The following is a 25,649-nucleotide window of genomic DNA, read 5'->3' as shown; positions in this document are numbered from 1 at the left end:
TGATTGTTTATAATTTAAACAATCAACAAGGTAGATGAGCGAGTTAACCGCGTATATGCTACTTTAGAGCTACTACCCTCTAACAACCGTTGACAATAAAAACCACCTAAAATACGACAAGTTTCAGGTTAATGTTGATTTAATACCAGCTTAATCGCGTCGAGTATGTCTATTCGGTCAAACGGTTTAGCTACATGGGCATTAAACCCGATTTCATAGTATTGTTTCACTTCATGCGACAGCACATTTGCCGTTAGTGCGATGACCGGCAACCGTGCAAACTTTGGTTGTGTTCTTATTAACTTAATCGCCTCCATCCCATCCATGTTAGGCATTTGAATATCCATTAGGACAAGGTCAAACTCTTCATTTTCCAGAGAATCTAGACACTGAATTCCGTCTTCCACACACTTCACATTAACCCCTTCTGAGACTAATGTTTGCTCAGCAATAAGTTGGTTAATGGCATTGTCTTCCACCAGCAAAATATTTAGACCGAATAAATTTAATGGCAAACTTGCAACTTGTAACTTTTCTATTTTTTGTTCGGCGCGCTTTGACGAGATATATCCAAAAAAGCGACTGCCTTTGCCAACTTCACTTTCTATCTCTACTTTACCATTCATTAAGAAACACAGGTTTTTAACAATGGACAGGCCTAATCCGGTGCCACCATAATTTCGTGTAATCGAACCGTCAGCTTGATTAAAACTGGTAAATAACTTTTGTTGATCCTCCACTGATATACCAATCCCCGAATCTTCAACGGAGAAGTGTAACCGTTCCTCTTGTTCCTGCCACTTTAGCTCAACCTCAACTAAACCAGAGGCGGTGAATTTAATCGCATTTGAACACAAGTTAATTAACACTTGTAAGATACGCGTTTGATCACCCTCTAAAAACACTTCTTCAGAAAAGTCACATTTGACAACAAAATCGATATTTTTATCAACGATGAGCGGTTCAATTAAATCCCGCAAAGTATTCACTAAACTAGCCGGAGAGAAAGGGATTGATTCAATAACAAGCTTATTGGCTTCAATTTTTGATATATCTAAAATGTCGTTAATGATCACAGACAAACTACTAACCGAACGCTTTGCTTTACTCAAATACTCTCTTTGTGTCTCAGTTAAATCCGATTTTAAAGTCAAATTTATCAAGCCATTAATGCCACTTAACGGGGTTCGAATTTCATGTGACATGTTGGCCAAAAATTGGCTTTTCGCAATGTTTGCCGCTTCGGCTTCCGCCTTGGCTTTGGTTAATTCCAAATCCAATAATTTTCGCTCGGTAATATCATCGTAAGTACCTAATACCCCGATAACGTCACCCTGTGCAGAAATTAACGGCACTTTATTGGTCATAACATAGATGTTTTCGCCGGAGGGCGTTGTTTGTTTTTCTTCAAAATTCAACTTAGCTGTTTTTGTATCCATGACTAACTGGTCATCTGCCCGATACGCTTCAGCGTTTGCTATCCATGGACAATCAAAATCTGACTTACCGATCACTTCCGATGCGTCTATTTCACCGGCATCAAGGGAAAAGAGCTTGTTGGCCCCTCGATACACCAAATTAGTGTCCTTCCAAAAAACACGATACGGCATAGCGTCCACTGCCGCTAACAACAAATCATTGGCTCGTTGTGCTTCTTTTTGGCTGTCCTCTGACATTGCACTTAATCGAATATTTGCTTCCATCAAAACAGTAAACATTTTTTTTATCGTAAACAGCAATAAGCTAACTAGAATAGTAAAAACCATTATTTGGTTAACCCAAGCTGAAACGCTTAGATTGAATGAATCAGCAGAATTGACAAACTCCAGCGTTCCTAAATGAGCCGACAACGCAAAATAGCCAAGCGTACATAAGCTAACCGCTAAAAAAACAAGCGCCATGGCATGACTTAAAATTAATCCTGTGGTGAGGACGCCACTTAACAGTAATAACGTGCCAGCGGCGGTTAAGCCAAATACAAACAGGGAGGAAATTCCAATTATCAACGTTGAAAAGATCAAAACTGCGCTTTTTATAATATGCGGTATTCGATTTCTAAAAAGATAAGTCGCAATAAGCAAAACAAGAAGTGCAATTCGAATAAAGTGCACTGGGTCGTAAAATTCTGTGGCGCGCCACATTAATGCCGCAATTTGAAAAACAGAAAATAACGCGACGACGGCAAGAATAGTATCTACGATTTCGGTCCGAACATTTGCAACTGAAGTAGGTTCCAGCAATTTCATAAAACGAATTGTTATCCAAATATATTTGATAATAACAACTTAGCAACATTACTTTGGATTTACCAATCACAAAGACAAATTACAAACAACAACAGACACGTAGATTAGAATAATGAGGGATAAACAGTGGTGATAAGTCGTCGAGTAAGTACGTTAGGTTACATTACTCGACGTTGTATACTATTGACCTACAGGCAAAAATTCGATTGGTTACACCTCTACCATTGCTTTGTTGCCTTTGCTTTCTAGCCAAATTTTACGATCACCTGAACGTTTTTTGGCCAACAGCATATCAAGTAGTTCCATCGTTGGTGTAATTTCATCAATGGTTAATTGTACCAACCGACGCGTATTTGGATCCATCGTCGTTTCACGCAATTGCAGCGGGTTCATTTCACCAAGACCCTTGAAGCGTTGGACATTTATTTTGCCCTTTTTCTTTTCTGCAGCAATGCGGTCTAAAACCCCGTCTTTTTCACCTTCATCTAATGCGTAATACACGTCTTTACCAACGTCAATACGATATAACGGAGGCATCGCAACATATACATGACCTTGTTCCACTAAGGGCCTGAAATGTTGAGTAAACAAAGCACACAATAATGTGGCTATATGCAAACCATCGCTGTCGGCGTCCGCTAGGATACAAATTTTGCCATAACGCAATTGTGTCAGATCAGTTGAATCCGGATCCATTCCTATCGCCACCGATATATCGTGAACCTCTTGTGATGCCAAAACCTGACCGGCATCCACTTCCCAAGTATTTAAGATCTTACCTCGAAGCGGCATAATCGCTTGTATTTCTCGATCTCGAGCTTGTTTCGCCGAACCACCAGCTGAATCACCTTCGACGAGAAATAGTTCTGTGCGGCCAATTTCTTGGCTCGAACAATCTGTTAGCTTACCTGGTAATGCGGGCCCCTGAGTGACCTTTTTACGAACAACTTTTTTAGCGGCTTTTAGGCGTTTTTGTGCATTTGAAATACATAATTCAGCCAGTTGTTCCGCAATATCAGTATTGGTATTTAGCCATAAACTAAAGGAATCTTTTACTACGCCTGAGACAAATGTGGCGCATTGGCGCGATGATAATCGCTCTTTTGTTTGCCCAGCAAATTGTGGGTCCTGCATTTTCACCGACAAGATGTAGCTGCATCGTTCCCAAATATCTTCAGGGGTGAGTTTAATACCACGTGGCAGCAAGTTTCGAAACTCGCAAAATTCACGCATCGCCTCTAACAATCCCTGCCGTAATCCATTTACGTGCGTTCCGCCCTGGGCCGTTGGAATTAAGTTTACGTAACTTTCGCCAACCGCTTCACCGCCTTCCGGCAACCAGGTAATAGCCCAATCAGCAGCTTCTAAATTACCAGAATAACTACCTGTAAATGGGTCTTCTGGCAAATTAATGTATTCTTTCACTGAGTCTATTAGATAATCTTTAAGACCATCTTCGTAATACCACTCATATGTTTCTTTTGTTTGTTTGTTATCAAACTTAATTCGCAATCCAGGACACAATACCGCTTTTGCGCGCATATTATGGACCAGTTTAGAAATGGAGAACTTAGCAGAGTCAAAATAAGTCGCGTCTGGCCAGAATCGAACATTGGTTCCGGTATTTCGACGACCAACAGTGCCTATTACGGAAAGATCTTCTACTTTATCGCCATTTTCAAACGCGATGCCATAATGCTGGCCGTCACGTTTAACTTTAACTTCCATTCGGGTTGTTAACGCATTAACTACCGAAACACCAACGCCGTGTAAACCACCAGAAAACTCATAGCTGGCATTACTAAACTTACCACCGGCATGTAATTTGGTTAAGATCAGCTCTACCCCTGGGATCCCTTCTTCTGGATGGATATCCACAGGCATTCCACGTCCATCATCTTGGACCTCTAATGAATTGTCTTCATGTAATATGACAAAAATTGACTGCGCATGGCCCGCTAACGCTTCATCGACACTATTGTCGATTACTTCCTGCGCTAGATGGTTTGGCCGAGTTGTATCGGTATACATTCCCGGTCTGCGACGTACGGGTTCGAGTCCATTTAGGACTTCAATAGCTTCTGCGTTATAGGATTGGTCTGTCATAGGGTGTCGGATTTAGCGTTTTTGTTTTTATTAATATAGAGACAAGATTAACGAGGAACGTAGCAAACATAAAGCACTATTTAGGAATAAATTTAGTGTGGGACCAAATCTATTTTTATTTTTACGGAATATAATTTGTAGCTCATGTTGGAAATCAAAGCGAGTTATTACTCATAAATAAAGTAACGCTTATTCGCGCCTGACGTCAGTGTTCAAAGGCTGTTCAGCTATTGAACAAATTACCAATAAGCCAAACGGTCACGCGACTTAATCCTATCTTTGATACTGAGCTAACGTGTCGGCTTGCTCTTTAGAAAAAATTCAACGATATCATTTGGATATCGTTCAAACCCCTCAAATGCGTGACTGCCGTTTTTTTCACAGGTGATAAGACAGTCTTGGTAGTGCTTGATTGCCTGGTCATAATCTAAAACTTCATCACCTTCTTGCTGCAACAACCAAACTAACTTTCCGTCGCGAACCGTTGGTTGATAAACATCACGTAAATGTGCCATATGCTCATCACCCAAAGTATAACGTTCATTTGTTAAAGGGTGGACTTGCGCCCCTTTATAACTTTCTAATAGTTCAAATGGCTTAACAGCTGGATTAATTACGACCGCAGGCAAATGAAACTCATTGTGTAAATAGGTGGCTAAATACCCGCCCATCGAACTCCCAACTACACCAATTAATTGATCGCTAAATTGCTGGGCAACTTCAGTTACCTGTCGAATAGCGTCTTGTGGCAAAGCCGCCAATTGCGGCGCGATAACAGAAATTTGAGGATGATTTAACTCAATTTGCTTTTTAAACTCCAGCGCTTTGGCAGAATATGGTGATGAATGAAAACCATGTAAATAGAGAATTGAATCCATGCTTATTAACCTAATTTACCTTTTAAAGACTTGGAAATTTATAATGAGACAGGCGCTTGAACTAAAGGGTCTACGCCACTCGCTTGATGATTGACAACTAAGTTTAACCAGTCTTTCAATAACAAATTAACTTGAACCTTTTCATCTTTATGATGCAACTTTGGGTTTGGATAAGGATTGTTTGCTTTTATCCAGTTTTGCTTTTGAAAACCGGTAACCTCAACCATTTGTGCATCATGGTAAACACGAAAATCGATATTTGTTTTCATGTTTACAGGTAACTGACTATCCACTTGTAAAAGAGTAAAAGATTCAGTGTAACGGCTAATATCAGTGACCGTTAACTCAAAGGTCAAATTTTTTGATATGGATAACACCCAAGTTTGGTTCAAGTTATATTCCATAGGTAAAAGACGCAGCAATAAGCCATAGTTGCGGGTGCAAGTATGTTGCAGTTTTTTAAGGTTAGGGACATATTTTTGGCCAAACCCGCGGCGCACAGCTGTCATTTTTATATTATTTAAACCTTGTATCTATTTTACTTTTATTTAATGCCAACCATTGAATACAAATTACAGTCGATGCATTATCGATAACACCTTGATTAAACAAATCCAACGCATCATCAAAATCCATTACATGTACCTTGATGTCTTCTTGTTCTTCAGCAAGACCATAGATGCCACCCACTTCTGTCGTATCGACAATGCCTAAAAATAGGTGAATTCGTTCCGTTGTGCCACCTGGACTGGATAAGTAGTTTAACATTGGGATCAGCTCTTCGACAATCAACCCTGCCTCTTCTTCGGCCTCCCTAAGTGCAACTTGTTCTTTTGTTTCATCTTTATCTATCATGCCGGCAACGACTTCCAATAACCAAGGAGACTTTTTGTCATTAATCGCGCCGATGCGGATCTGTTCGATAAAGACCAATTGATTGGTTTTTGGATCATAGGGTAAGACGGCAACTGCGTCACCACGTTCTAAAATTTCGCGATAAACAACTGCACTCTCACCACCGGCAAATAGGCTATGCTGGAAAGAATATTGTTCTAGTTTAAAAAAACCTTGATAGATGGTTTCTTTTTTAAGGTTTTTTACGTCAGAATGGTTGAATTGTGAAGTAAATGGCTTCATTGACATATAAATTGTCCGTTTTAGAGTAAAATTATTTACTTATATTAGAGACTTCTAATACAACTTGATTATAATAAAGAGAGAAAAGCACATATTCTGTTACATTTAGCATTGTTTTATTACGACTAAAACGTTACTTATATCAATTAGAAACGTTACAATGCTGACAATTAACCCAATATATGTATTTGGAAATTCGCTTTCAACTAAGGAAACACGATGAGAAAATCATTTTTAACCGCATCTTTAGCGATATTGTTTACAGCTGCAAGTTTGCCAACATCTGCTACAAGTCTTTTAGACGCATACAAAGATGCAATGCGAAATGATCCTGCCACTTTAAAGGCAAAGGCACAATACGATATCGCAAGAGAATCTGAAAAAACCGCATTTTCTGGTTTACTACCAAGTGTCAGCCTGACGGGTTCTTATACATTGTCAAATTCTGAATCAATCGATTCAACTACGTTTGCTGTCAATGACAACGAATATACAGATTTACAATACGGTATTTCTTTGTCCCAAGCCATTTTCAGAATGGATACCTGGTATTCACTTGATGCTGCTGAAAAGCGTGCATTACAAGCGCAGGCGGGTTATGACTTGGCGAAACAAGCGCTAATTTCTCGCGTTACTAAAGCCTATTTCGATATATTAAAAGCCAAAGATAATTTGGAATTTGTACAGGCTGAAAAGAAAGCCATCGAACGTCAACTTGAACAAACCAAACAACGATTTAACGTTGGATTAACTGCAATTACTGATGTACATGAAGCGCAGGCCAAATATGATAACTCAGTCGCTTCTGAAATCCGCGCAAGCAACAGCGTTGAAATTGCAAAAGAAGCCATCCGAGAAATTACCGGTAAATATTATGCCAAATTTGACGGCTTAAATACTGAACGATTCTCTGCAACATTGCCAAAACCATTAAAAGTACAGCAGTGGGTCACTAAATCTGAAAATAATAATTTAGAACTTAAAGCAAAAGAATTAGTTTTAGAAGCGACAAAGTTTGATATTAAACGAGCTCGTGCTGGTCACTACCCAACCTTGACGTTAAATGCGTCAATAAGCTCACAAGATACTGACTTAAGTACATTTGATACTGAAGCGCTAAACAGCAACTCAATCGGATTAACGCTTAACGTGCCATTATATTCTGGTGGCGCAACCTCCAGTGCAGTTCGTCAAGCTCAAGCAAATTATGTGTATGCCAGCGAAGACCGTGAAGAAACGCACCGTGCTGTGGTTCGCTTAGTTCGTACATCTTATGCAGACGTTACGGCATTAGTTTCAACGATCAAAGCATTAGAACAATCAGTCATATCAGCAGAAAGCGCATTAAAAGCGACTCAAGCAGGTTTTGAAGTGGGTACACGTACAATCGTTGATGTATTAGACAGCACACAAAATTTATACCGTGCAAAAAGCCAGCTATCTTCTACTCGTTATGACTATATTTTGGCCATGATGAACCTTAAACAAGCCTCAGGTTTGTTAACAGCAGAAGATGTTAACGCTGTTAATTCAGGGTTAAGCGCGAGCTAACCAAAAACTAATTTATTAAAAGGAGCGTATCGCTCCTTTTTTTATGTCAAATTAAAGGTTATCAATACCCCACGGTTGGGGTAAAATTCCCACAACATTTTCAATTGGTAATTGTTTTGAGTACAACTTCTGTATCTAAAAAGTTTCAAGCGCCAAAGTTTTCTTTGTCATTGCTTGCGCCTAAATTTTGGCTCACGTGGATTGGCATTTCATTTCTCTACTTGTTGAGTTGGTTGCCTTTGACAATTCAATTTCGTTTAGGGAGTGGAATTGGTTCTTTACTTCATAAAATAATGAAACGTCGTCGCGACATAGCGCTAACAAATCTGCAACTTTGTTTTCCTAATATGCCTGAGGACGAGCGTAAGAAATTGGTATTAACTAATTTTAAAAATGCAGGTATCGCTTTATTTGAAAGCGGGATGTCCTGGTGGTGGCCAAAATGGCGAGTGCAATCAATTGTCCACGTCAAAGGGCAACAACATATAGATTCCGCGTTGGCTCAGGGAAAAGGTATTTTTTTATTGTTTTTCCATGTTTTACCCCTCGAAATGATGGCGCGCGTATTGGGCGAAAAAGGCTATCCATGTGTTGGTTTTTATCGACCACACAATAATAAAGTGCTCGAATGGGTTCAATATCGCGGACGCTGTGTTTCAAATAAGTATATGGTGGGTAAATGGGATGTTAAAGGATTGCTAAAAGCGTTATCAAAAGGTGAAGTCACCGTGTATTTGCCCGATCACGATTATGGTAAAAAACGCAGTGTATTTGTACCGTTTTTTGATGTTGCACAAGCGGCGACAACGACGGGCACAGAGATATTTGCCTCACATAAAAATGCCACGACGATACCGACAAAATTGAAAAGATTACCCGGCACTCAAGGGTACGAAATCGAATTTTTACCGCCACTTGAAAATTATCCAGGTGACAATGCTGAAGCCAATGCGACATTAGTCAATCAGTGGGTTGAAGAAGCCGTTGCAGATAACATGGAACAGTATATGTGGGTTCACCGCCGATTTAAAACCAGACCTAACGAAGCAGATCCTTCGTTGTATAAATAAAAATAGAAAAACAATGACGAATAAACCAGTTAAAAAACACTCGGGATTGATGGGAAAAATATTGTTCCCAAGTATTTTATTGTTACTTATTGTTGGATTTATTTACTGGGGTACAGACGCCAGTAATCAAACAAGTGAAAACCCTGTGGCAAAAGGTGTCGCAAAGTTTTATGCCGAAGTCCGCAAAGCAATAAAACCCGGTGGCAGTCGATTAGACGACTTTACAATCGAATTACCTAAATCGCCACGAAACGCGACAGAATTGTTGGAACTGCGACGTGACGAAGTATCCCCAGGCTCGCCAGTCTGGGAAGGCGAAAATAAAAAACGTAGTTTTAAAGAAAACGAAACGATAAAAACCGTCCTAGAGCGATTTGCTCAAGAAGAAGGCGTCGCGGTTATTTGGGATTTAAAATACGATTACATTATTAAGCAGCACTTTACTGAGTCAGGTAACCTGAAGTCATTGGTGGACACCATAAGTAAAGTTGTTGCTGGTGACTACGGTGGTCATGTTGATTCAGTCTACTGTCCAAAAGAACGCACGATTGTTCTGACGACAAACAAAACCGAATACATGTCGAGTTCTTGTGTCTTAACCTTATCTTCTGCTCAGTTGCGCAGAGATCAGGAAATGGAAAAAAAGTATAGACAAGAGCGCCGTGAATTAGGAAATTAAATTAAGGAATATCAATGTTTAAACGTGCAATTTTATTATCTTCTCTGGTATTAAACATGGCCTGCTCAGGCAGTGATGATAAAAATAGCGAACTTGCAGGGACAGTCTCTGTCGCAGGTGTCGTTGAAGGTTTAACGGGTGAGATCAGTATCTATGTCAATGGTAACTTAGAAACCATAACGAACAATGGTGCATTTACATCCCCAACTCGAATTGAAGAAAATGCGACTTATTCCGTCACCGTTAATACCAGCAGTGACAATTTAGACTGCCTAGTTACTAACGGAAGCGGCACAGCTATCGGCAATATCAATAATGTTACTATCGTGTGTAATGGCCTTGCAGAGAATTTTAAAGCCTACAACCTTAATGCCCTAGCCTTCCAAGAAGAAGCGCCTTCAGTGCTAACCTTTGCATTTCACCTAATCGACCGTTTTACTGGTACTGCAGTTGACTCAATAGACAAGTCAAATATTACCGATTACTTAAACGTCCTTGAGAATGGTTCAGTTATCTCTCCACGAGAATCATTTTTAGAAGTGGATAAACTCAGTAATTATAATGCCGAATACCAAACTGTATTTGTAATCGATGTCAGCTCTTCATTGTTTAACGATGAATTAACGTCGATAAAAAATGCCATTAAAAATGTCATTGCCGATCCGGTTACGCAAGAATCAAAGTTATTGCCAAACCAGTCAATTACTATCTTGTCATTTGACAGTGAAGTCGACGTAGTTATAGAAAACAGTCAGGACCCAGAAGCGATAATCGAACAGCTCGATGCGGTGCAAATTGGTGGCAACTCAACCAATCTATACGGCGCAATTAAGCAAGGTGCAGAAGTATGGCAAAATGAGATATCCCTTGAATTACTGAGCTACGGGAGCTTAATTTTGTTTACCGATGGTGTCCATAACTCAGATAGTTCGTCAACCAGCGCTGCTTTAAATGCGGCAAAAGGTAAAGACTTATATTTTATTGCTATTGGTGACGAAGCAGATACAGCAACTCTTAGTGAATTTACTGCAACGGATAACATCTATCAATTAGAAAACTTTGACGAGCTCGATGGGTTATTACAATCAACCTTTGCCAAAATCAAAACATACGAAGATGGACTCTATGTTATGTCATATGCCACGCCTAAACGCAGTGGTTCACACACTCTAACCGTTGAGGCCATCGATGACTATCCATGTACTATGGCAGTTACGCCAAGTGAAGAAGCACAACTTGATAATAGTGGTTCTTTAGATAACTGTAACGATTCGTTTAGTGACGACTTTGATGCCACTGGGTTCACCGACATTGAAGCAGTATTAACATTGAACGGCGCACGCACAACATTAGTACCAGAAATGCTATGGCAAGCTAAATTACGTTGGTCGAGAGAAACGCCTATTTTCAATTGGCAAATAAAAGCGTGTAGAGGCGGACTTGAACATCAACTTTCTGACGATAACGCAGCCATTACATTCACTCGAACTGACCCTGACTTTGCAATTGGTTATGTGTCACTAACTGAGGAAATTACTGGTGCTACAACAGATAGTTATCTCATTATGGCCAGTAAACAATCGACCATAAATAATAAATTCTTATTTTCTAAAGATACCTTAGAAGAAATCTGCGGTAACTAGCGGCAACGACATTGTAATTGGGCGGTCAACCTGACAAGGTTGGCCGTCCCAATAAGAAAATTCAATACTGCTATTTTTTAATTCTATACATGACAAAGATTGAGTATTCGCCTCATCTCGATGCATACAAATCGAATACGTATTGCCCTCTCCCGCTTTTATCACATCACCATTAATCGCTTCACATTTATGTTTTTGACTATTCGGCAAATTCAGTTTCGCTACATCTGATAAATCAGGTTTATGCCCCTTAAATAGTTGCACTAACTCCTCAACACAGCTTGCTTTAGTACGTTGCAGTAGATTGTGGCGAAGTTTAACAATATTTTTAACATCAGGGTGAGCCGAGGAAAACAAAGCGCTTGGCAGTGTTGTAGGCGTGATTTGAGACACCAAGCCATTGTAGTGCCAAAACATTTGCTGCTGGGCTGCAATAACACCGAGTTGAAATGGTTGGCTTTGGGATAACGGCCAGCAAGCGACTTTTTGTTTTATCGTTTGCCAGTCTCGACAACTCGCTAATGAACGAATTAACTGGCCCCGTGATATTAAGGTTTGCGGTGGCTTTACTTGCCCTTGATAGTCATTCAGTAAGACAAAAACAAAACCAAATTCGTTTGCTGCAATCCAACTTCCATCACCATCGGGGTCTTTTGGCATTATAAATCGTACACCGTTTTCAGTGTAATATTTAGGGTGTTGTGCCTTGCTTCGTGTTGTTGATTCATCACGATTAAACACCACAGTTAATGTATCACCAAACTGTTGCCAGCTAAAACTGCACATTCTTTTCAAATTTTTGAGTGGAAGCCGCTTTACCAAAATAACAAGGTAAAACAATGTTGTTATGTATTGCGAGTAAACGAATTATTGCCATATGGTGAGTTGTATGCGAATGCAGAAAACATAATTCTCGATCATAGGCACTGTCAACGGTAGATGAGGGACCTTCGACATTTGTGCTAATCACAACTTTAACCGAGTCACTTTTTGATAAGTTAGATAACTCGGAACACAGTGCATTTAAAATATCGCCCGCATAAGTTGCGTTAATTTCAATCTTCGCGTCTCGTTCTCGTTGGTCATAATTGACAACACCACCGTCGACTAACACACTTAAATAATGATCGATAATGTGCCTAACGTGGGCACCAATACTGCCACTTTGCAGCTGCTCGTTAGGTAAACTATATATTTGACTGGCCTGTTCTTGAACGAATTGGGCCAATTGGTTTAGTAATAAAATATTATCGTCGACAAGTTTTTTTGTCTGATTTTCCTGCTCAGGCATAAAATACAACTTCCATAAGTTTCCCGTCACTACTGACATCACTTTAAAAATAGAACGGGAAATCGATAAATTAATTTCAAACTTTTAAAAGCATAGTACGACTGAGCAAAGTATGACAGTAAATCGGGTCGGAAAACCAAATCTCGGCAACGTCTTATTTAGTACTGTGTCATCGATAAGCGCAACAAGATTAATTGACCGAATGTTTCATCATACGTTCTTTTTGACGATTCCAGTCGCGATCTTTAATGTCAGTCCGTTTATCATGGCTTAATTTACCTTTAGCCAAATGAAACTCAATTTTGACCCAATTCAACTTCCAATACATCGCGGTGGCAACCAAAGTGTAACCTGAGCGTTCTACAGCACCGACAAGTTCGTTAATCTCTCTGCGTTTCAATAACAACTTACGAGAACGATTCGGTTCGCAAACGACATGTGAGGAGGCCTGATTCAACGGTTGAATTTGTGAATTTAATAAAAACACTTCGCCATTTTTTAAAAATACGTAGGAGTCAGAAATATTCACTTTTCCGTCACGAATACTTTTCACTTCCCAACCATGAAGTTCAACACCTGCCTCAAACTTTTTGTCGAGGTGATATTCATGACGTGCCTTTTTATTCAAGGCAATCGTATTTGAAGAAGATTTTGATTTTTTGTTGGACATATTCTTATCTTAGTATTAATGAACCTCGGATTATAACCATTTATCCGCCATTTTCTATCCAAGTTTGTTAGAATACCGAAATTCTCTTAATTATCATCTCAACCAGTTGTTATGGCTCAAATTTCACGCAGTGCGCTCGTTATGTTTAACGGCCAACAAATGTTCGACTTAGTGAACGACATTAATGCATACCCGCAATTTATTCCAAATTGTGCAAAGGCATCGAGTAAATACATTAATGATAACGAAATTGAAGGTTCTTTGTTGATTAAAAAAGCCGGGATCGAAAAGTGGTTTACCACGCACAATAAACTACACCCTGGTAAATCCATCGAACTTTCTTTAGTTAATGGTCCATTTAAGTTCCTAACGGGGCAATGGGTGTTTACAGAACTCGATAGCAATGCGTGTAAAGTCGAATTACAATTAGAGTTTGAATTTTCTTCTAAAATGATTGAATTGGCATTTGGCAAAATATTTAACCAAGTTGCGGTTAATATGGTCAATGCTTTTTCGCAACGGGCTAAAGTTGTTTATGGATAACAAAATTACTATCGAAATTGCGTACGCAACACCGGAACAGCAAACCTTATTGGAGCTTGACGTCCCTGCTAATTTTGACGTCGAACACGCGATTAAATTCAGCGGTATCCTTGCCAAACATTCAGAAATTGATTTGGCTAATAACAAGGTCGGGATCTGGTCGCGAACTTGTAAGTTAAGCCAAGGATTAGTGGCTGGCGACAGAATTGAAATTTATCGCCCTCTAATTGCCGATCCAAAAGAAGTTAGGAAGCGCCGTGCGGAAAAGGCAATTGAAGAAGGCCGAGCTGACAAAGTTACCGGCGGCAGAGTCAATCCAAGGAAAAAACAAGCCGAATAAAAAAGGTGGCTAAAGCCACCTTTTTTGTGTGTATTTTCTACCAATTTTGGTCATTGATAGCCTATAGAATTAAGACTCTAGCGGGGTTTCAAATTGTTCTGGTCTTTTGTAATCACCTTCAATTTCAAACAACTTACCGTCTTTGAAGATAATAATAAGCTCACGACGTATCGTTATATCTGTTTTACCCGACTTATTGGTGTGGATATAGTGCCACTTGTCTGACGAAAAAGGATTTTCCAGAACCGGAGTTCCAAGTACATACTTAACTTGCTCTTGCGTCATTTCTACTCGTAATTTATTAACATCATCTTGGTTAAGAAAGTTACCTTGTGTAATGTCATATTTGTAGACCCACGTACTGCAGGCTGAAAGAGCTAGTGATATAAAGATTGCGAGAAAAATTTTCATGAAAATACTGCTGTATGAGTTGTAAACAATTGTCTAGTTTGACATCGTTAATGGAAAAAGTTCCGTAATATTAGCAGAATCAAAATTTAATCTGTACCACAATATTCATAAATCGCACGATTGTACTTGGCCAAGTTATAATTAGGTTACATTAAACAACTTTGCCATCGGGCTAGCGTACTTCTCATGCAAACTTTCCAGGTTTTGAAACTCAAAATTAATACCAATTTGTTGATTATAATTTAAGATTTGTTGCGCGGTTAATACTTGGCTTTCAACCATCAAATTTTTAATTGCCTGAGTTCGTCCTGCGAGAAAAGTTTTAGTTTTTAAATCCGGACATTCTTTTCCATTAATCAAGTTGCTTTGAATAGGAGCTGGAACGTTAATACAGTCAAAAACATGTGGCTTTACAAATTCATCGAACTTTAAAAAACTCAACAAAATATCACCGTTTATTTGATACGCGTCGACTTGTTTTCGCTCGGCAAAATTTTCGATTGGAATTAAATTAAGGCGCTCCTGTTTTAAACTTTGCACGGTGCGGTCAAATAATCGCAACATAACATAAGTAGGAAACCCATTAAAAAAGGCTAAGTTATAAAAATCATCCGCTCTGACTGAATGACCTTCTTCTTCACAGATAAGCTGTGAGTAATGTACAAACGAACGAGACAAATTGACTAACTGTATTAACAATTGGCGGCACGGTTCACTTAATTGCAAATAATAATAACGCCAACAAATAGAGTTAATCACCTCACTCAAAGGATCGCCTTTTTTATGATCTAAAACATAAAATTCGACATCTGTCGGCAAATTCAACTTAATTTTTACGTCTTTAAATGCCTGAGCTAACCAATAATTATCGGTTAAAATAGCGGTGAGTTTAGCTTGCGTTAGCAGCCCCATGTGAAGCATTTCAATAAAATGGCTAAACTTATGATTTACGGTATCTAAACTTGTTAAAGACGCGGCCCAATTTAGCTGCCTTGCGAGCTTGACCTCTAACTTAGCGTCGAGTTCAGCTTCCATTTTGTTCTTTGGGTCGGCGTCACATCTAGAAAAATGGGAGTATACTAAACTACGGTAAAATACATCCGTTACGTCATCGAGAACGATGGCGTCTGCTAGTTCAGTAATGTTAACGTTTGTTATTGGCACGGCTCGTCCTCCCATTTCCAATTTATAATATGGAATTAAGAGTACATGGAATATAGGGGGAACCCTTAATTCGCTCCCCCAGAGTATTTAAATGGTTAAGTCTATTTAGCCGCTTTTTCTACAGCACGCCAAACACGAAGCAAGTTACCCGCTAAAACCTTCTTAATTTCTGATTCGCTGTAACCTCTATTCATTAAGCCCTGTACTAAATGTGGAAAATAAGACACATCTTTTAAGTCACGAGGTAATGAATCGCCAACACCGTCAAAATCGGAGCCAATACCAACATAATCAATACCAACCAAGTTTTTAACATGGTCAATATGATCTAACACCGTTTCTAAATTTGCATACGGATATGGCGATGCAGCACGATACGACGCTTCAATTTCTTTTGCTTTCGGCTCTCCGTACGACGTGCCTGCGGCTTTATATTTAGCGCTTAACGTATCTCCCCACATGCGGGTTTTAGCAGAGACAAAACTTGAACCGAAGTTAATTTGAATAACGCCGCCATTTTTGGCCAATGCCTTGATCATATTATCATCCATATTACGTTCAAATCCTGGGGTGAATTTACGTAAAGAAGAGTGTGAGGCAATTACCGGTGTCCGTGTGATTTCTAATGTTTGATAAAATGCATCATCACTGACATGAGAAATATCAATCATCATACCGATGTCGTTCATCTCTTTAACAAGTATTTTGCCAAAGTCACTTAGCCCTTTCCATTTACGACGAAGGTCATAACTTGAATCTGCAATGTGATTCGCAAGTGAATGAGAAAGCGTGATATAGCGAATTCCGCGATCATAAAACAGCTTTAAGTTGTCGATATCACCTGCCATCGGCGAGCCATTTTCCATTCCCATCGGCAATGAAATCAAGCCTTGTTTGAAGTGTTTTTCAATGTCGCTTGTTGAATACGCAATGGCAAATTTATCCGGCGCTCTAGCGGCGATTGCTTCGACGGAGTCAATTAACTTATGGGCTAATTGTACGCCAAAATCTTTACCATCAGCTTCAAGCGTTGCAGGAATATATATCGACATAAACGGTGCATTTAAGCCGCCTAACTTAGCTCTAGGGTAATCAAAATCTCCCCCTTTGGTCGCAACAGTGACATCTTCCCACTTTTTATTAATTCGATATGGCACATCAATATGGCTGTCGGCAATAATGGAATTTTTGGCAATATTTTTCGCCTTTTCCGATACTTCAATTGCCTGCAACGAAAATGAAGACAAACTGGATACTATTATCATGGTCAGCACTGGACCAATGGACTGAAAACCTTTATTCATGACGATTCCCTTGTAGGTTGCTATGGCCTATATATTGCTTACAACATTATGGTTGTTGTTTTTTTCGAGTATGGATCAAACTATTGGTCAATCACCAATGACGAAATAAGAAATATAACAAGCCCGACAAACGCAATTCTAGCTTAGTGTTTATTGATTTTTTACATCAACTAGTACGCTATTTTGTCAAATGAGTCATCGATGATGACTTAATAACGATTTACGAAGCGAGTTTGAAATTTTGCAACGTTATCGACGTAAACTAGCCATATAATTGGCCTTAAGTTCATAGTTATTAAAGCACTTCCGGATAGGTTATGAAACTACGTTTATTATTAATAAGTTCAATTTTAGGTCTCGCGGGTTGCGCTGCGCCAAATTACCATGCGGAACATTATGCCAATCGATTTAAGCAATACGGTTATGGTTTCACACCAGACGTATCGATGGAAATGGGTACCGATAACAAAAACTTGAACGCTAAAATTCTTAAAAAATACGCTGACCGAATTGCATTTGAACTTTCTCAACAAGTTGATATCAATAAGCTTTCGTCCGTGTCTGTCGCATCATTTGTCGACTTAGATGACAACTTAACAAACACCCATCCGCTAGGAAATAAAATAGCAGAGGACTTACTTGTTTCACTGCAAGAAACCGGGTATCAGGTTGTTGACTTTAACGTTTCCGAACAACTTGCCTTATCACCTCAAGGCAGTTTTATATTTAATAGAAACAACAATCTCATTACGACTCAATATGTCATTAGCGGCATTATTAATTACTCACCAAATGGCGCGAACATAAACGCCCGACTTGTTTCGACAAAAAGTGGGGCAATACTTGCCGCCTATACGTTATCTATGCCCGCATTTGTCCTTGAAAATGCGTTCCCTACCGTTGAAGGGCAGGACATCGTAATCCGCGGTCGCTAATTGCTAAAAAAAATTACTAAAGATGTTGTTCAATCGTCCGATAAGTAAATATTAAAGTACGTAAACCGTATGTTCTCGCGAGCAACAACCGTATATAGATCTGACTTAGATCCAAAAGGTAACTGATTATGAAAAAGAATTTGTTAAATAAAGTATTTTTAGGTGCAGCGCTTGTTATCGCCCCTTTATCTTCAACGGCGGTTACAACGTCATTTACGCTAGCGTTCACAACGGTGCAGGATCTTCAAATTGTAGAAAACAATCCGTTAACCTTTGGTGTTGCCAACGTATTTGGTAAAGCCGCAACCTCTTGTACAGTAACAACGGCGGTTGCAGCAGCGTCGTCAGCGAGTGTCGGCGTTATTGCTAATTCTGACATTCAAGATTCTTTAAGTAGTGGTGATGGCGGTTGTATTGCAATAACTTCTGGTACTGCAAATAATTTATCAGGTGTCTATGAAATCACAGGCGTGGCCGGACAAACGGCAAACGTAACGGTGTCTTCAATTAGTGGCGGCACTGATTTTAATTTCTCACCAAGCGGCTTTCTCGTACAAAACGACTCAACCGTCGATTTTTCTTCACCGGTTGCGATTATCGCAGATAACCCAGTGAGCATAACTGTCGGTGACAATGGTTCAATTGTTGTTGTTGTTGGTGGTGTGGTAAACGTATTGCAGGACCTTACCGCCAATACGCCATATTCAGGTAGCTTCGACATTACTGCCACATACTAGTCAGCATATAAAAGAGTGGAACATCGTGTTTCACTCTTTTGTTTTCCTTCATTTTAATTATCTTCATCTAGCCTATTACGAGTTTTCATTGTCTGTTCGGTAATGCCATCACTGCAAAACTCAATGTCAATTGAGGCCCAGTTTTACACTTTCCCAGCGCGCTGCTCATGGTCTTATGTTTTTATTTCCATTATCTTTAAAAACCCTTTGATTTTACCGCTACTGGCACTATTCCTGCTTTATAGTTTATGAGCAAAAATGAAAGAAAAATGTGTCAAAACTACCATGCTGTTAAGCTTATTTTTTGTGAGTTTCCTGCTGTTTGACACTTTAGTTTCTTTTTAAATTGACCACGGGCCTATCACCCAAATTAACTAGAGCTTCAAGTAGGTATCAACATGACTGTATCGCCACGTTTTTTTCTTAATATTGCCATCGTCATGCTTGGCGTTTTTGTCAACTCGGCCAGCGCAGGTCCAAACATTCATTTCACGGATTATCGTGTACTGTTAACTGAAAAACAAAGTACCAAAAATTACCAGATATTTAATCAGGGCGATACCGATGCCTATTGTTACACCAATTTAGTCGACCATAACGTATCTCCAGAAGGTCAACTGACGGTCGCGACAAAAGACAATTTGCCAGCGACCAGCGCTCAGTCTTTACTTCGAATTTCACCTAAACGCGTTTTAATTCCAGCTAAGTCTAATCAAAAAGTACGGGTTTTAGCTCGAAGATTAGTCCAACAAAAAAGTGGGGAATGGGTCAGTTATTTAAACCTAAGATGTCGTGAACAAACTGATAACGCAACAGCGGGAATTAAAATTCAGCCAAACTTTGTCTTTAATATTCCGGTAGTGGTTCGCAAGGGGGAGCTTAAAGTCGAAGCAGCCATTCAACAAGCCCATATCGGCAACACTAACGAGCGTTATTTTGCCGAGGCAATACTAAGTCGTCGTGGAAAAAGATCGTTATTTGGCGACATCTCCGTATCTGACGACACTGGCGTTTTAGCGGTTCGCAAAGGATTTTCACACTATTTGCAATCAGCAGATGTACCGCTGTTGCTGCCGTTAAAAGCAAAGCCAAAAGGCAAAGTGATCATCGAATTTAAAGAAACGCCACAATTTGGTGGCGATATTTCGCTAACCACTGTGATTAACTAACGCATCCATTACACGATGAAGATAAGTCACCTGTGTTTCACTTTTTTGCTCCTGTTGAGTTTTACTGCGACAAGTAGCGTGCAGTGGTTAACGCAAGATGAAGTCGACTTTGATATTTATGATCTGCGCTTAAATCGCGATTTGGTGCTATACGAAAGCGCGGATATTTATTACCACAACGACCAGGTACTTCTGCCTTTTTACGTCGTCACTGGTATGTTAGAGCTCAACCTAAATTACGGTCCTAAAAGCGGTCTAATCACTGGCAAAATTGAACAATCGAATGTTTTGTTTCAACTGCAACAGACACCGCCGTCTAAAAACGGCGTTACTGATTTAAGCAAATCAGAAAAAATGTCAAAAAGCTTTGCCGTACTTATCGACAATGAACTTTACTTAGATACAACGACCTTGGCCTATTTAATTAACGCCAACATCACCATGAAAACTCAAGATCTTGCCATTGAGTTTGTCTCTCAAGGACAGCCATTTCCAATACAAAAACGACTCGCTAGAAGCAATAACAAAGTTGTGCAACAGTCTGATCTGCAGGATCCAACATACGACTTTCTAATCGAAGATCAATATCGAATTTATACGCCCCCTAAAGGCCATGTTTCAATTTCCGCGCGTAAAAATCAATTAAATGACCAACTCAATCTAAATGTACAAACTTACAACGACTTGCTTTACCATGCGTCTCACTTGAGCATGGCGCAAAACACCGACAACCAACTTACCGCACGTTTTAGTATGCGGCGGAGTCAAACGGCTCCGGACAAAAAAATTCTAGGCAGTCTAAATCATTATGCTTTTGGTGATGTCTCCGCCAGCAATACCAGATTGCAATCGGGCTACTCTGGCCTAGGTGTTGTATTTGGCAGCGTTCAGGCCAAATACAGTTCTTATTTTGGCAAAATAAACATCGAAGAAGATGCCCCTGCAGGATGGCAAGCTGAGTTGTATAAAAATGGTTTTTTGATGGAAACCGGTACGGTGGCAGAAGATGGTAGAATCATTTTTTCTAACATCGATACGACCTACGGCATAAACCGATTTGAAATAAAGTTGTACGGTCCATATGGTGAAGAACAAATTATCGACCGCGAAGTTATCGTTGGTCACAATATGCTGAAACCCGGTGAATTTAATTTCAATGGCGGCATTATTGATACTGGCAGTAGCCTGTTCAACAATCAGCAATTTAGTGAAAAGTCCTCATCCCCTGCTGCATTTATTCAGACCGAGTTTGGGCTAAATGCCAAAACAAGCTTAGGCTTGTCCTATTTTGTCCAGCAAAACCCAGATGATTCGCAATTGCATGAAGGTATCATTTCACTTACCAGACAATTACCAAATGCGCTGGCTGATGTGAATGTATTTATACAAGAACACGACAAATACAAATTTGACGTCAATTTGCTCGGTAATTTTGGCAATAACTTTCGATACTCAGCCGGGGCATTTTCAAACAAAAATTATGATAATCGAGATGCGACTGCACCGCTTGGCGAACAAAACGGCTATCGAGCTGGATTTACCGCAAGGCTAGGCGCAGTAGGACTCGGCTTAAATGGATATTCAAAATCAAATATCTTTGAACTAGACGGGGTGAGTGGCAATAGCCAGTTTGATGACCTTAACTTTGTTCTCTCATCTCGTTTCAAACAATTTAATATTACCAATACCGTTAATTACAGCTACAACAGTGCTTTAAACTCAACGGCCTATATCACTGATAAAATCGCAATTTCATCTCCTATTGGTGATAAATGGTATTTGCGGACAAGTGCCAATTTTAATATTGAAAACGGAGAAGGCCAAAAAACAGAACTCGACTCTATCGATTTGAATGCAACATGGCGAGCCCCAGCGCACATTTATGCTTCATTTAATGGGCAATACAATGTCGACAATCAATATCGAGTGTCTACTAATGTCAGTGTCAGAAAACAAAAATTCAATATGGTTTTTGGCACCAGCTATTCGAGTGAAACTAAATGGCAAGTGAGTGCCGGTTTAACCTTTAACATCGATTACGACTATCATAATGGCCAAGTCAATTTTCAGAGTGAATACTCAGCGGCATCGTCAACATTAGACTTGATGACCTACATCGATAATAACCAGAATGCACACTATGACGAATACGATGAACCGCTGTCGGGGGTACAATTTGGGGTAAAACCTTACTGGCGCGATATACGTTCAAACACTCAGGGTTTGACCTATCTTCCGGGACTAGGCCACAATGCGCCCATTAAAGTGCATTTTAATACGATGGAAACAAAATCCCCTGCACTTAAACCAGTTAATGATAATTTCAGGTTTTATACCCACGCGGGCGGTGTGACATCATTGGACATTCCATTTAATTATGCTGTCACGCTAGATGGAATTTTAGAAGACAAAACTTATGGTCAAAAAGCCAAATTTGTGCCGGTTCAGCTAGTGGATAAAAATTCAAAAGTCGTGGCTGAGACGTTATCTGACATCGAACACTATTATATGTTTGAAGACCAATGGCCAGGGCAATACGAACTCAGAATAGACCCAGCGTTTTTGGCCAGTAAAAAGCTATACGCCTATCCCAAAACCATCAAACTGACCTTAACCGGCAGCGACCAAGTACTTACGGTCGACACGATTACGATATCAGATATTAATCGCACCCAAATTGACGAAAATTATCAAGGCGATATTGAGCCCAAAAATATCTCTGCTTCCCTGACAAAAACAAACCAAAGGACATCTAAGGAATTACAACGTGGTGAGTTTTTCTCGATTCAGTTTGGCGCATATGACGACCGCGAATATTGCCATATGCGCACGACTGATTTAAAACGAACGGGGGTCGATAAAGCGTTTTATAGTATGGGGACTAAATACTGCACGGTAATGGCCGGTGAGTTTAATTTAAGAGAAGATGCCAACCAATATTTATATCAGATCCCACCTAACGTGCGCACCGATGCCTATGTTCGAGTCTTTAGCACGATTCGCACTGTATTTGCCGTCTTGCTAGAAACTTATACCACAGAGCAAGAATGCCAAAGTTATATCCTACAAAGTGAATTAGTAAACACCTATGTAGAAAACGATAATCAACGATGCAGCGTCTATTTAGGTGACTTTTTAACGGAAGAACTTGCTCAAGACGCTTATAATGCATTGCCATACGTTTACCGAAAAGGAGCAAAAGTTGTTGAACTCTAACATGTCTAAAGCCAGTTATTTGATTGTTGCAACCGCATTGTTCCAGTTTGCGCCTGCGGCTTATTCGCTGGCGGATAGTATCACCCAACAAGCCCAACTCAGCTTTGGTGAATTGGTGCCTAAGTCAGGGTTTTGTGAACTAGACCCGATAAATGGCAATATTTCTAGCCCCGATAATATGTGCTTAGGCAGCGCCCAACTCGCCCACTACCGAATTCAATCGACCCCCAATACACAGCTAATTGTAAGATTTAACTATGTTGAAGATGGAGCGCAGGGGTTGTCATTCGCGCCAAAAGCGCGCCTTGTCAATGATCTTAATGCTACGAGCTTGTCACCTATTGCCGGGGCAGACACTTGGTTTATGACAGGCACCGACGGCACCATTGATTTATATGTGGGTGGCACATTGACTATTTCCAACGCCCTTAGCGGCCTGACATCGTACAATATGTCCTTTGATGTCGAATTTAGAACCCCCTAATTGCAATTCGACTTTTTAAAAGCCAACGGCCCCGTCTTGAATAAATAGACCAAAGATTAAGTCTCACTCATCGACAGACAGATAACCTTAGAGTTAACACTTCGCGTATTTATGTTAGGTGGTAATGATTTTTCTGCGCAGTTCTTTCACGTCTTAGTTCAGTGACAGAGGTCCTTAAGCGGTAATTTGTTGCGGTTATATTCAGGAGGGTTGTAATTAGCACTAAGCCGGGGTGAAAACCAACTAGGCCATTAAAAATCAAATAATATGGAGGATTAATGATAAGTGGGTGCTAACACACCCACTTTAATAGCTGTATAAAAGAAACGTTATTCTGAGTTAGAACTGTCTGTGTAGACTTCCACACCGTCTTTAATATTGCGAAAGAAAAAATCCGAAATAAAAGTGTTGTGCGTTCCGGCCACAGTATTTGATTTCAACAAAGTTAATGTCCCGTAAAGCACAAATTGATCTCCGTAACTATCAACAATGGTTTCTAAAATAACTTCATCGCCAGTAAATTTACCTTTTGGCTTGCGGCCATCATAGACATTAAAACCATAGTCTTTCATCTGGGCTGCAATCATCGACGTTATTAGCTCTTTACCGCCTTCAGGGTTTGCGACATCGGTGACTTTGAGTTTCATCGGTCTGACAACCAAAGGTGCACCATAATGCTCAGACGACAAATTTGAAATCAGATCCATAACAAAATGGCTCACGGTTTTATCTAACGATTTATACTGATTTTTAGCCGAGTTATTTTTAATAAACTGATGATTAAATGACTGAAAAACAGCGTAGTCGTTTTCAACGCTGGTTTGCAGTTGACGTTGCTGGCTCATTACCGAAAACTCTTGCTGGGGAACGCGCTTTTCTCGATTTGCAGAACGTTTGGTCAAAGGGGTATTTGCCAACTGACGGCTTGACGGGTTACTGACCACCATAGGGTTTTGTGTTGCCTGGGGATCTTGATTACCTACCAAATTGGTACTTTGCGGATCTGGATTACCCACTATAGTACTGTCATTAGCTTTTAATTTTTTAACGTTGTCGTGTTCAGCGAGCAGAAACGTTTCAGGCTGCTGCAATGCGTCACCCATCAAGGCTTTGTCGTTGGCTTTAGCATTTGGATCAATTTGTAATTCTGCGTCACCACTTTTATTTACCAAAGCCTGTTGTTGATCATCAGGTTTAATTTCAGGGGCGAACCAGCCATCAACAGTTGCACAACCGGATAATGCCAGCAAGATACTGATTTGAATTAACGGACGGATATTCATCAAAATTACGCTCCAGTTGTTTTACTAATCGCCAATCACAGCGTGTTTATCAGAACTCGGTATGATTGAATCTAAAACAAAATATGGGATAAGCTTTTTACTTGTCGATACGACTCGTTTGTTTTCGAAGTTAACCATTCTTGCGTTAATGATTAATCCCCGTTTGTTGTATGCCATAGTGCCGGTTAATACATAGGTCATTGTTCCGTCGAGCAGCAGTTCGTCTGAATTTCTCGAAAAGACAAAATCCCCAGTAGAAATCACGCGCACGCCCCCTGTGACTTTATAATCAATAACCGGAATGCCGTTTTGCTGCAGTTCATAAATGAAATTTTCTGCCAACATATTGCCAAAATGATTGACGGTCGACAGATCTTCAGAGAATTCAACAAATGACGTTACGCCGACGACCGCATCGTCCATAGGGATAGTTAAATTACGTAAAATTTCAGTGGCCATTTGCTCAATGTATTCACCCACGAGTACCGTATTATTACTGGCTTCTAACGGATGAGAGTAATGAATTGCTCTTGTATCTTCTTGGTATGGATCACCCTGAGCGTTTTGTAAATCCGGTTCATTTTGCAAATGGGTAACCAGTTGTTGGCAGTCAACTAATCGACCCGTTTTTGACACACATAAGGTATCGGCATGCGGTTTATTGGCCTGTTTAGCTTTTTGGTTATCCGATGTTTTAGCATCCGGAAAAAACTCACCCGATGCACAACCAGTAAGTCCCACCAGCAGCGTACTAGATAGAAATAAAGTTAAGAAATTTCTTATCATAATGGC

The 25,649-nt window shown here is 39.9% G+C and carries 24 protein-coding genes; 11 read left to right on the top strand and 13 right to left on the bottom strand.

Features of this window, described 5'->3' with window-relative positions; genetic code table 11:
* Positions 1 to 128 precede the first annotated feature (128 nt).
* The 5 genes from KO525_RS13585 to nudF all read right to left on the bottom strand — a co-directional run bounded on the left by KO525_RS13585 (position 129) and on the right by nudF (position 6,367).
* Positions 129 to 2,246, bottom strand: coding sequence for an ATP-binding protein (locus KO525_RS13585; protein ID WP_215964366.1), 2,118 nt, complete (start codon positions 2,244 to 2,246; stop codon positions 129 to 131).
* 210 nt (positions 2,247 to 2,456) lie between these two features.
* Positions 2,457 to 4,352, bottom strand: a complete 1,896-nt coding sequence (gene parE / locus KO525_RS13580) for a DNA topoisomerase IV subunit B (RefSeq protein WP_215964365.1) — start codon at positions 4,350 to 4,352, stop codon at positions 2,457 to 2,459.
* Between the two features lie 290 nt (positions 4,353 to 4,642).
* Positions 4,643 to 5,230, bottom strand: coding sequence for a YqiA/YcfP family alpha/beta fold hydrolase (locus KO525_RS13575; RefSeq protein WP_215964364.1), 588 nt, complete (start codon positions 5,228 to 5,230; stop codon positions 4,643 to 4,645).
* A gap of 38 nt (positions 5,231 to 5,268) precedes the next feature.
* The gene (locus tag KO525_RS13570; protein WP_215964363.1) at positions 5,269 to 5,739 is read right to left on the bottom strand and encodes a DUF1249 domain-containing protein; all 471 of its coding nucleotides are present in this window, start codon (positions 5,737 to 5,739) and stop codon (positions 5,269 to 5,271) included.
* A gap of 7 nt (positions 5,740 to 5,746) precedes the next feature.
* On the bottom strand, positions 5,747 to 6,367 hold the full coding sequence (gene nudF, locus KO525_RS13565; protein WP_215964387.1) for an ADP-ribose diphosphatase: 621 nt from the start codon (positions 6,365 to 6,367) through the stop codon (positions 5,747 to 5,749).
* Positions 6,368 to 6,586: 219 nt separating this feature from the next.
* Between nudF and tolC the strand changes: the two genes are divergently transcribed.
* The 4 genes from tolC (at position 6,587) to KO525_RS13545 (ending at position 11,310) form a co-directional block, all read left to right on the top strand.
* On the top strand, positions 6,587 to 7,918 hold the full coding sequence (gene tolC, locus KO525_RS13560; protein ID WP_215964362.1) for an outer membrane channel protein TolC: 1,332 nt from the start codon (positions 6,587 to 6,589) through the stop codon (positions 7,916 to 7,918).
* A gap of 116 nt (positions 7,919 to 8,034) precedes the next feature.
* On the top strand, positions 8,035 to 8,988 hold the full coding sequence (lpxL, locus tag KO525_RS13555) for an LpxL/LpxP family Kdo(2)-lipid IV(A) lauroyl/palmitoleoyl acyltransferase (protein ID WP_215964361.1): 954 nt from the start codon (positions 8,035 to 8,037) through the stop codon (positions 8,986 to 8,988).
* 13 nt (positions 8,989 to 9,001) lie between these two features.
* Positions 9,002 to 9,667, top strand: coding sequence for a TcpQ domain-containing protein (locus KO525_RS13550; RefSeq protein WP_215964360.1), 666 nt, complete (start codon positions 9,002 to 9,004; stop codon positions 9,665 to 9,667).
* Between the two features lie 14 nt (positions 9,668 to 9,681).
* On the top strand, positions 9,682 to 11,310 hold the full coding sequence (locus KO525_RS13545) for a VWA domain-containing protein (protein WP_215964359.1): 1,629 nt from the start codon (positions 9,682 to 9,684) through the stop codon (positions 11,308 to 11,310).
* Here the strand turns inward: KO525_RS13545 and KO525_RS13540 are convergent.
* From KO525_RS13540 to smpB, 3 genes are all read right to left on the bottom strand, one after another.
* A complete protein-coding gene (locus tag KO525_RS13540) occupies positions 11,287 to 12,096 on the bottom strand; it encodes an NRDE family protein (RefSeq protein WP_215964358.1) in 810 nt (269 codons plus the stop codon). The genes KO525_RS13545 and KO525_RS13540 overlap by 24 nt on opposite strands.
* A complete protein-coding gene (locus KO525_RS13535; RefSeq protein ID WP_215964357.1) occupies positions 12,083 to 12,631 on the bottom strand; it encodes a hypothetical protein in 549 nt (182 codons plus the stop codon). The genes KO525_RS13540 and KO525_RS13535 overlap by 14 nt, the downstream gene beginning before the upstream one ends.
* A gap of 160 nt (positions 12,632 to 12,791) precedes the next feature.
* Positions 12,792 to 13,271 carry an SsrA-binding protein SmpB gene (gene smpB, locus KO525_RS13530; protein ID WP_215964356.1) on the bottom strand — a complete coding sequence of 160 codons (480 nt, stop codon included), beginning with the start codon at positions 13,269 to 13,271 and terminating at the stop codon, positions 12,792 to 12,794.
* A gap of 111 nt (positions 13,272 to 13,382) precedes the next feature.
* Between smpB and KO525_RS13525 the strand changes: the two genes are divergently transcribed.
* Both KO525_RS13525 and KO525_RS13520 read left to right on the top strand, forming a co-directional pair.
* Positions 13,383 to 13,814: a type II toxin-antitoxin system RatA family toxin gene (locus tag KO525_RS13525; protein ID WP_215964355.1), complete on the top strand. Its 432-nt coding sequence runs from the start codon at positions 13,383 to 13,385 to the stop codon at positions 13,812 to 13,814.
* Positions 13,807 to 14,154 carry an RnfH family protein gene (locus tag KO525_RS13520; RefSeq protein WP_215964354.1) on the top strand — a complete coding sequence of 116 codons (348 nt, stop codon included), beginning with the start codon at positions 13,807 to 13,809 and terminating at the stop codon, positions 14,152 to 14,154. The genes KO525_RS13525 and KO525_RS13520 overlap by 8 nt, the downstream gene beginning before the upstream one ends.
* Positions 14,155 to 14,223: 69 nt before the next feature.
* On the opposite strand, the gene KO525_RS13515 is transcribed toward KO525_RS13520, so the two are convergent.
* The 3 genes from KO525_RS13515 to KO525_RS13505 form a co-directional block, all read right to left on the bottom strand.
* The gene (locus KO525_RS13515; protein WP_215964353.1) at positions 14,224 to 14,565 is read right to left on the bottom strand and encodes an outer membrane protein assembly factor BamE; all 342 of its coding nucleotides are present in this window, start codon (positions 14,563 to 14,565) and stop codon (positions 14,224 to 14,226) included.
* Between the two features lie 141 nt (positions 14,566 to 14,706).
* Positions 14,707 to 15,729 (bottom strand): hypothetical protein, encoded by a 1,023-nt coding sequence (locus KO525_RS13510; protein ID WP_215964352.1) that lies wholly within the window; start codon positions 15,727 to 15,729, stop codon positions 14,707 to 14,709.
* A 101-nt stretch (positions 15,730 to 15,830) separates the two neighbouring features.
* The gene (locus KO525_RS13505; RefSeq protein WP_215964351.1) at positions 15,831 to 17,033 is read right to left on the bottom strand and encodes a dipeptidase; all 1,203 of its coding nucleotides are present in this window, start codon (positions 17,031 to 17,033) and stop codon (positions 15,831 to 15,833) included.
* Between the two features lie 317 nt (positions 17,034 to 17,350).
* Here KO525_RS13505 and KO525_RS13500 point away from each other — a divergent pair, with 317 nt between their 5' ends.
* The 5 genes from KO525_RS13500 to KO525_RS13480 all read left to right on the top strand — a co-directional run bounded on the left by KO525_RS13500 (position 17,351) and on the right by KO525_RS13480 (position 23,574).
* Positions 17,351 to 17,968, top strand: a complete 618-nt coding sequence (locus tag KO525_RS13500) for a FlgO family outer membrane protein (protein WP_215964350.1) — start codon at positions 17,351 to 17,353, stop codon at positions 17,966 to 17,968.
* Between the two features lie 128 nt (positions 17,969 to 18,096).
* On the top strand, positions 18,097 to 18,705 hold the full coding sequence (locus KO525_RS13495; protein WP_215964349.1) for a hypothetical protein: 609 nt from the start codon (positions 18,097 to 18,099) through the stop codon (positions 18,703 to 18,705).
* A gap of 398 nt (positions 18,706 to 19,103) precedes the next feature.
* Positions 19,104 to 19,874 (top strand): hypothetical protein, encoded by a 771-nt coding sequence (locus tag KO525_RS13490; RefSeq protein ID WP_215964348.1) that lies wholly within the window; start codon positions 19,104 to 19,106, stop codon positions 19,872 to 19,874.
* Between the two features lie 78 nt (positions 19,875 to 19,952).
* Complete coding sequence (locus KO525_RS13485; RefSeq protein WP_215964347.1) at positions 19,953 to 23,090, top strand: hypothetical protein; 3,138 nt, start codon at positions 19,953 to 19,955, stop codon at positions 23,088 to 23,090.
* Entirely contained in the window at positions 23,077 to 23,574 is a 498-nt protein-coding gene (locus tag KO525_RS13480; protein ID WP_215964346.1) for a hypothetical protein, read from the top strand. Before KO525_RS13485 ends, KO525_RS13480 begins: the two co-directional genes overlap by 14 nt.
* Before the next feature lie 329 nt (positions 23,575 to 23,903).
* Here KO525_RS13480 and KO525_RS13475 read toward each other — a convergent pair whose 3' ends face one another.
* A complete protein-coding gene (locus tag KO525_RS13475) occupies positions 23,904 to 24,857 on the bottom strand; it encodes a hypothetical protein (protein ID WP_215964345.1) in 954 nt (317 codons plus the stop codon).
* 24 nt (positions 24,858 to 24,881) lie between these two features.
* Positions 24,882 to 25,643 (bottom strand): FlgO family outer membrane protein, encoded by a 762-nt coding sequence (locus KO525_RS13470; protein WP_215964344.1) that lies wholly within the window; start codon positions 25,641 to 25,643, stop codon positions 24,882 to 24,884.
* Positions 25,644 to 25,649 lie beyond the last annotated feature (6 nt).

It is taken from the genome of Psychrosphaera sp. B3R10, assembly GCF_018861025.1.
GTDB lineage: Bacteria > Pseudomonadota > Gammaproteobacteria > Enterobacterales > Alteromonadaceae > Psychrosphaera > Psychrosphaera algicola.
This window is presented reverse-complemented; position numbering and strand designations above follow the sequence as displayed.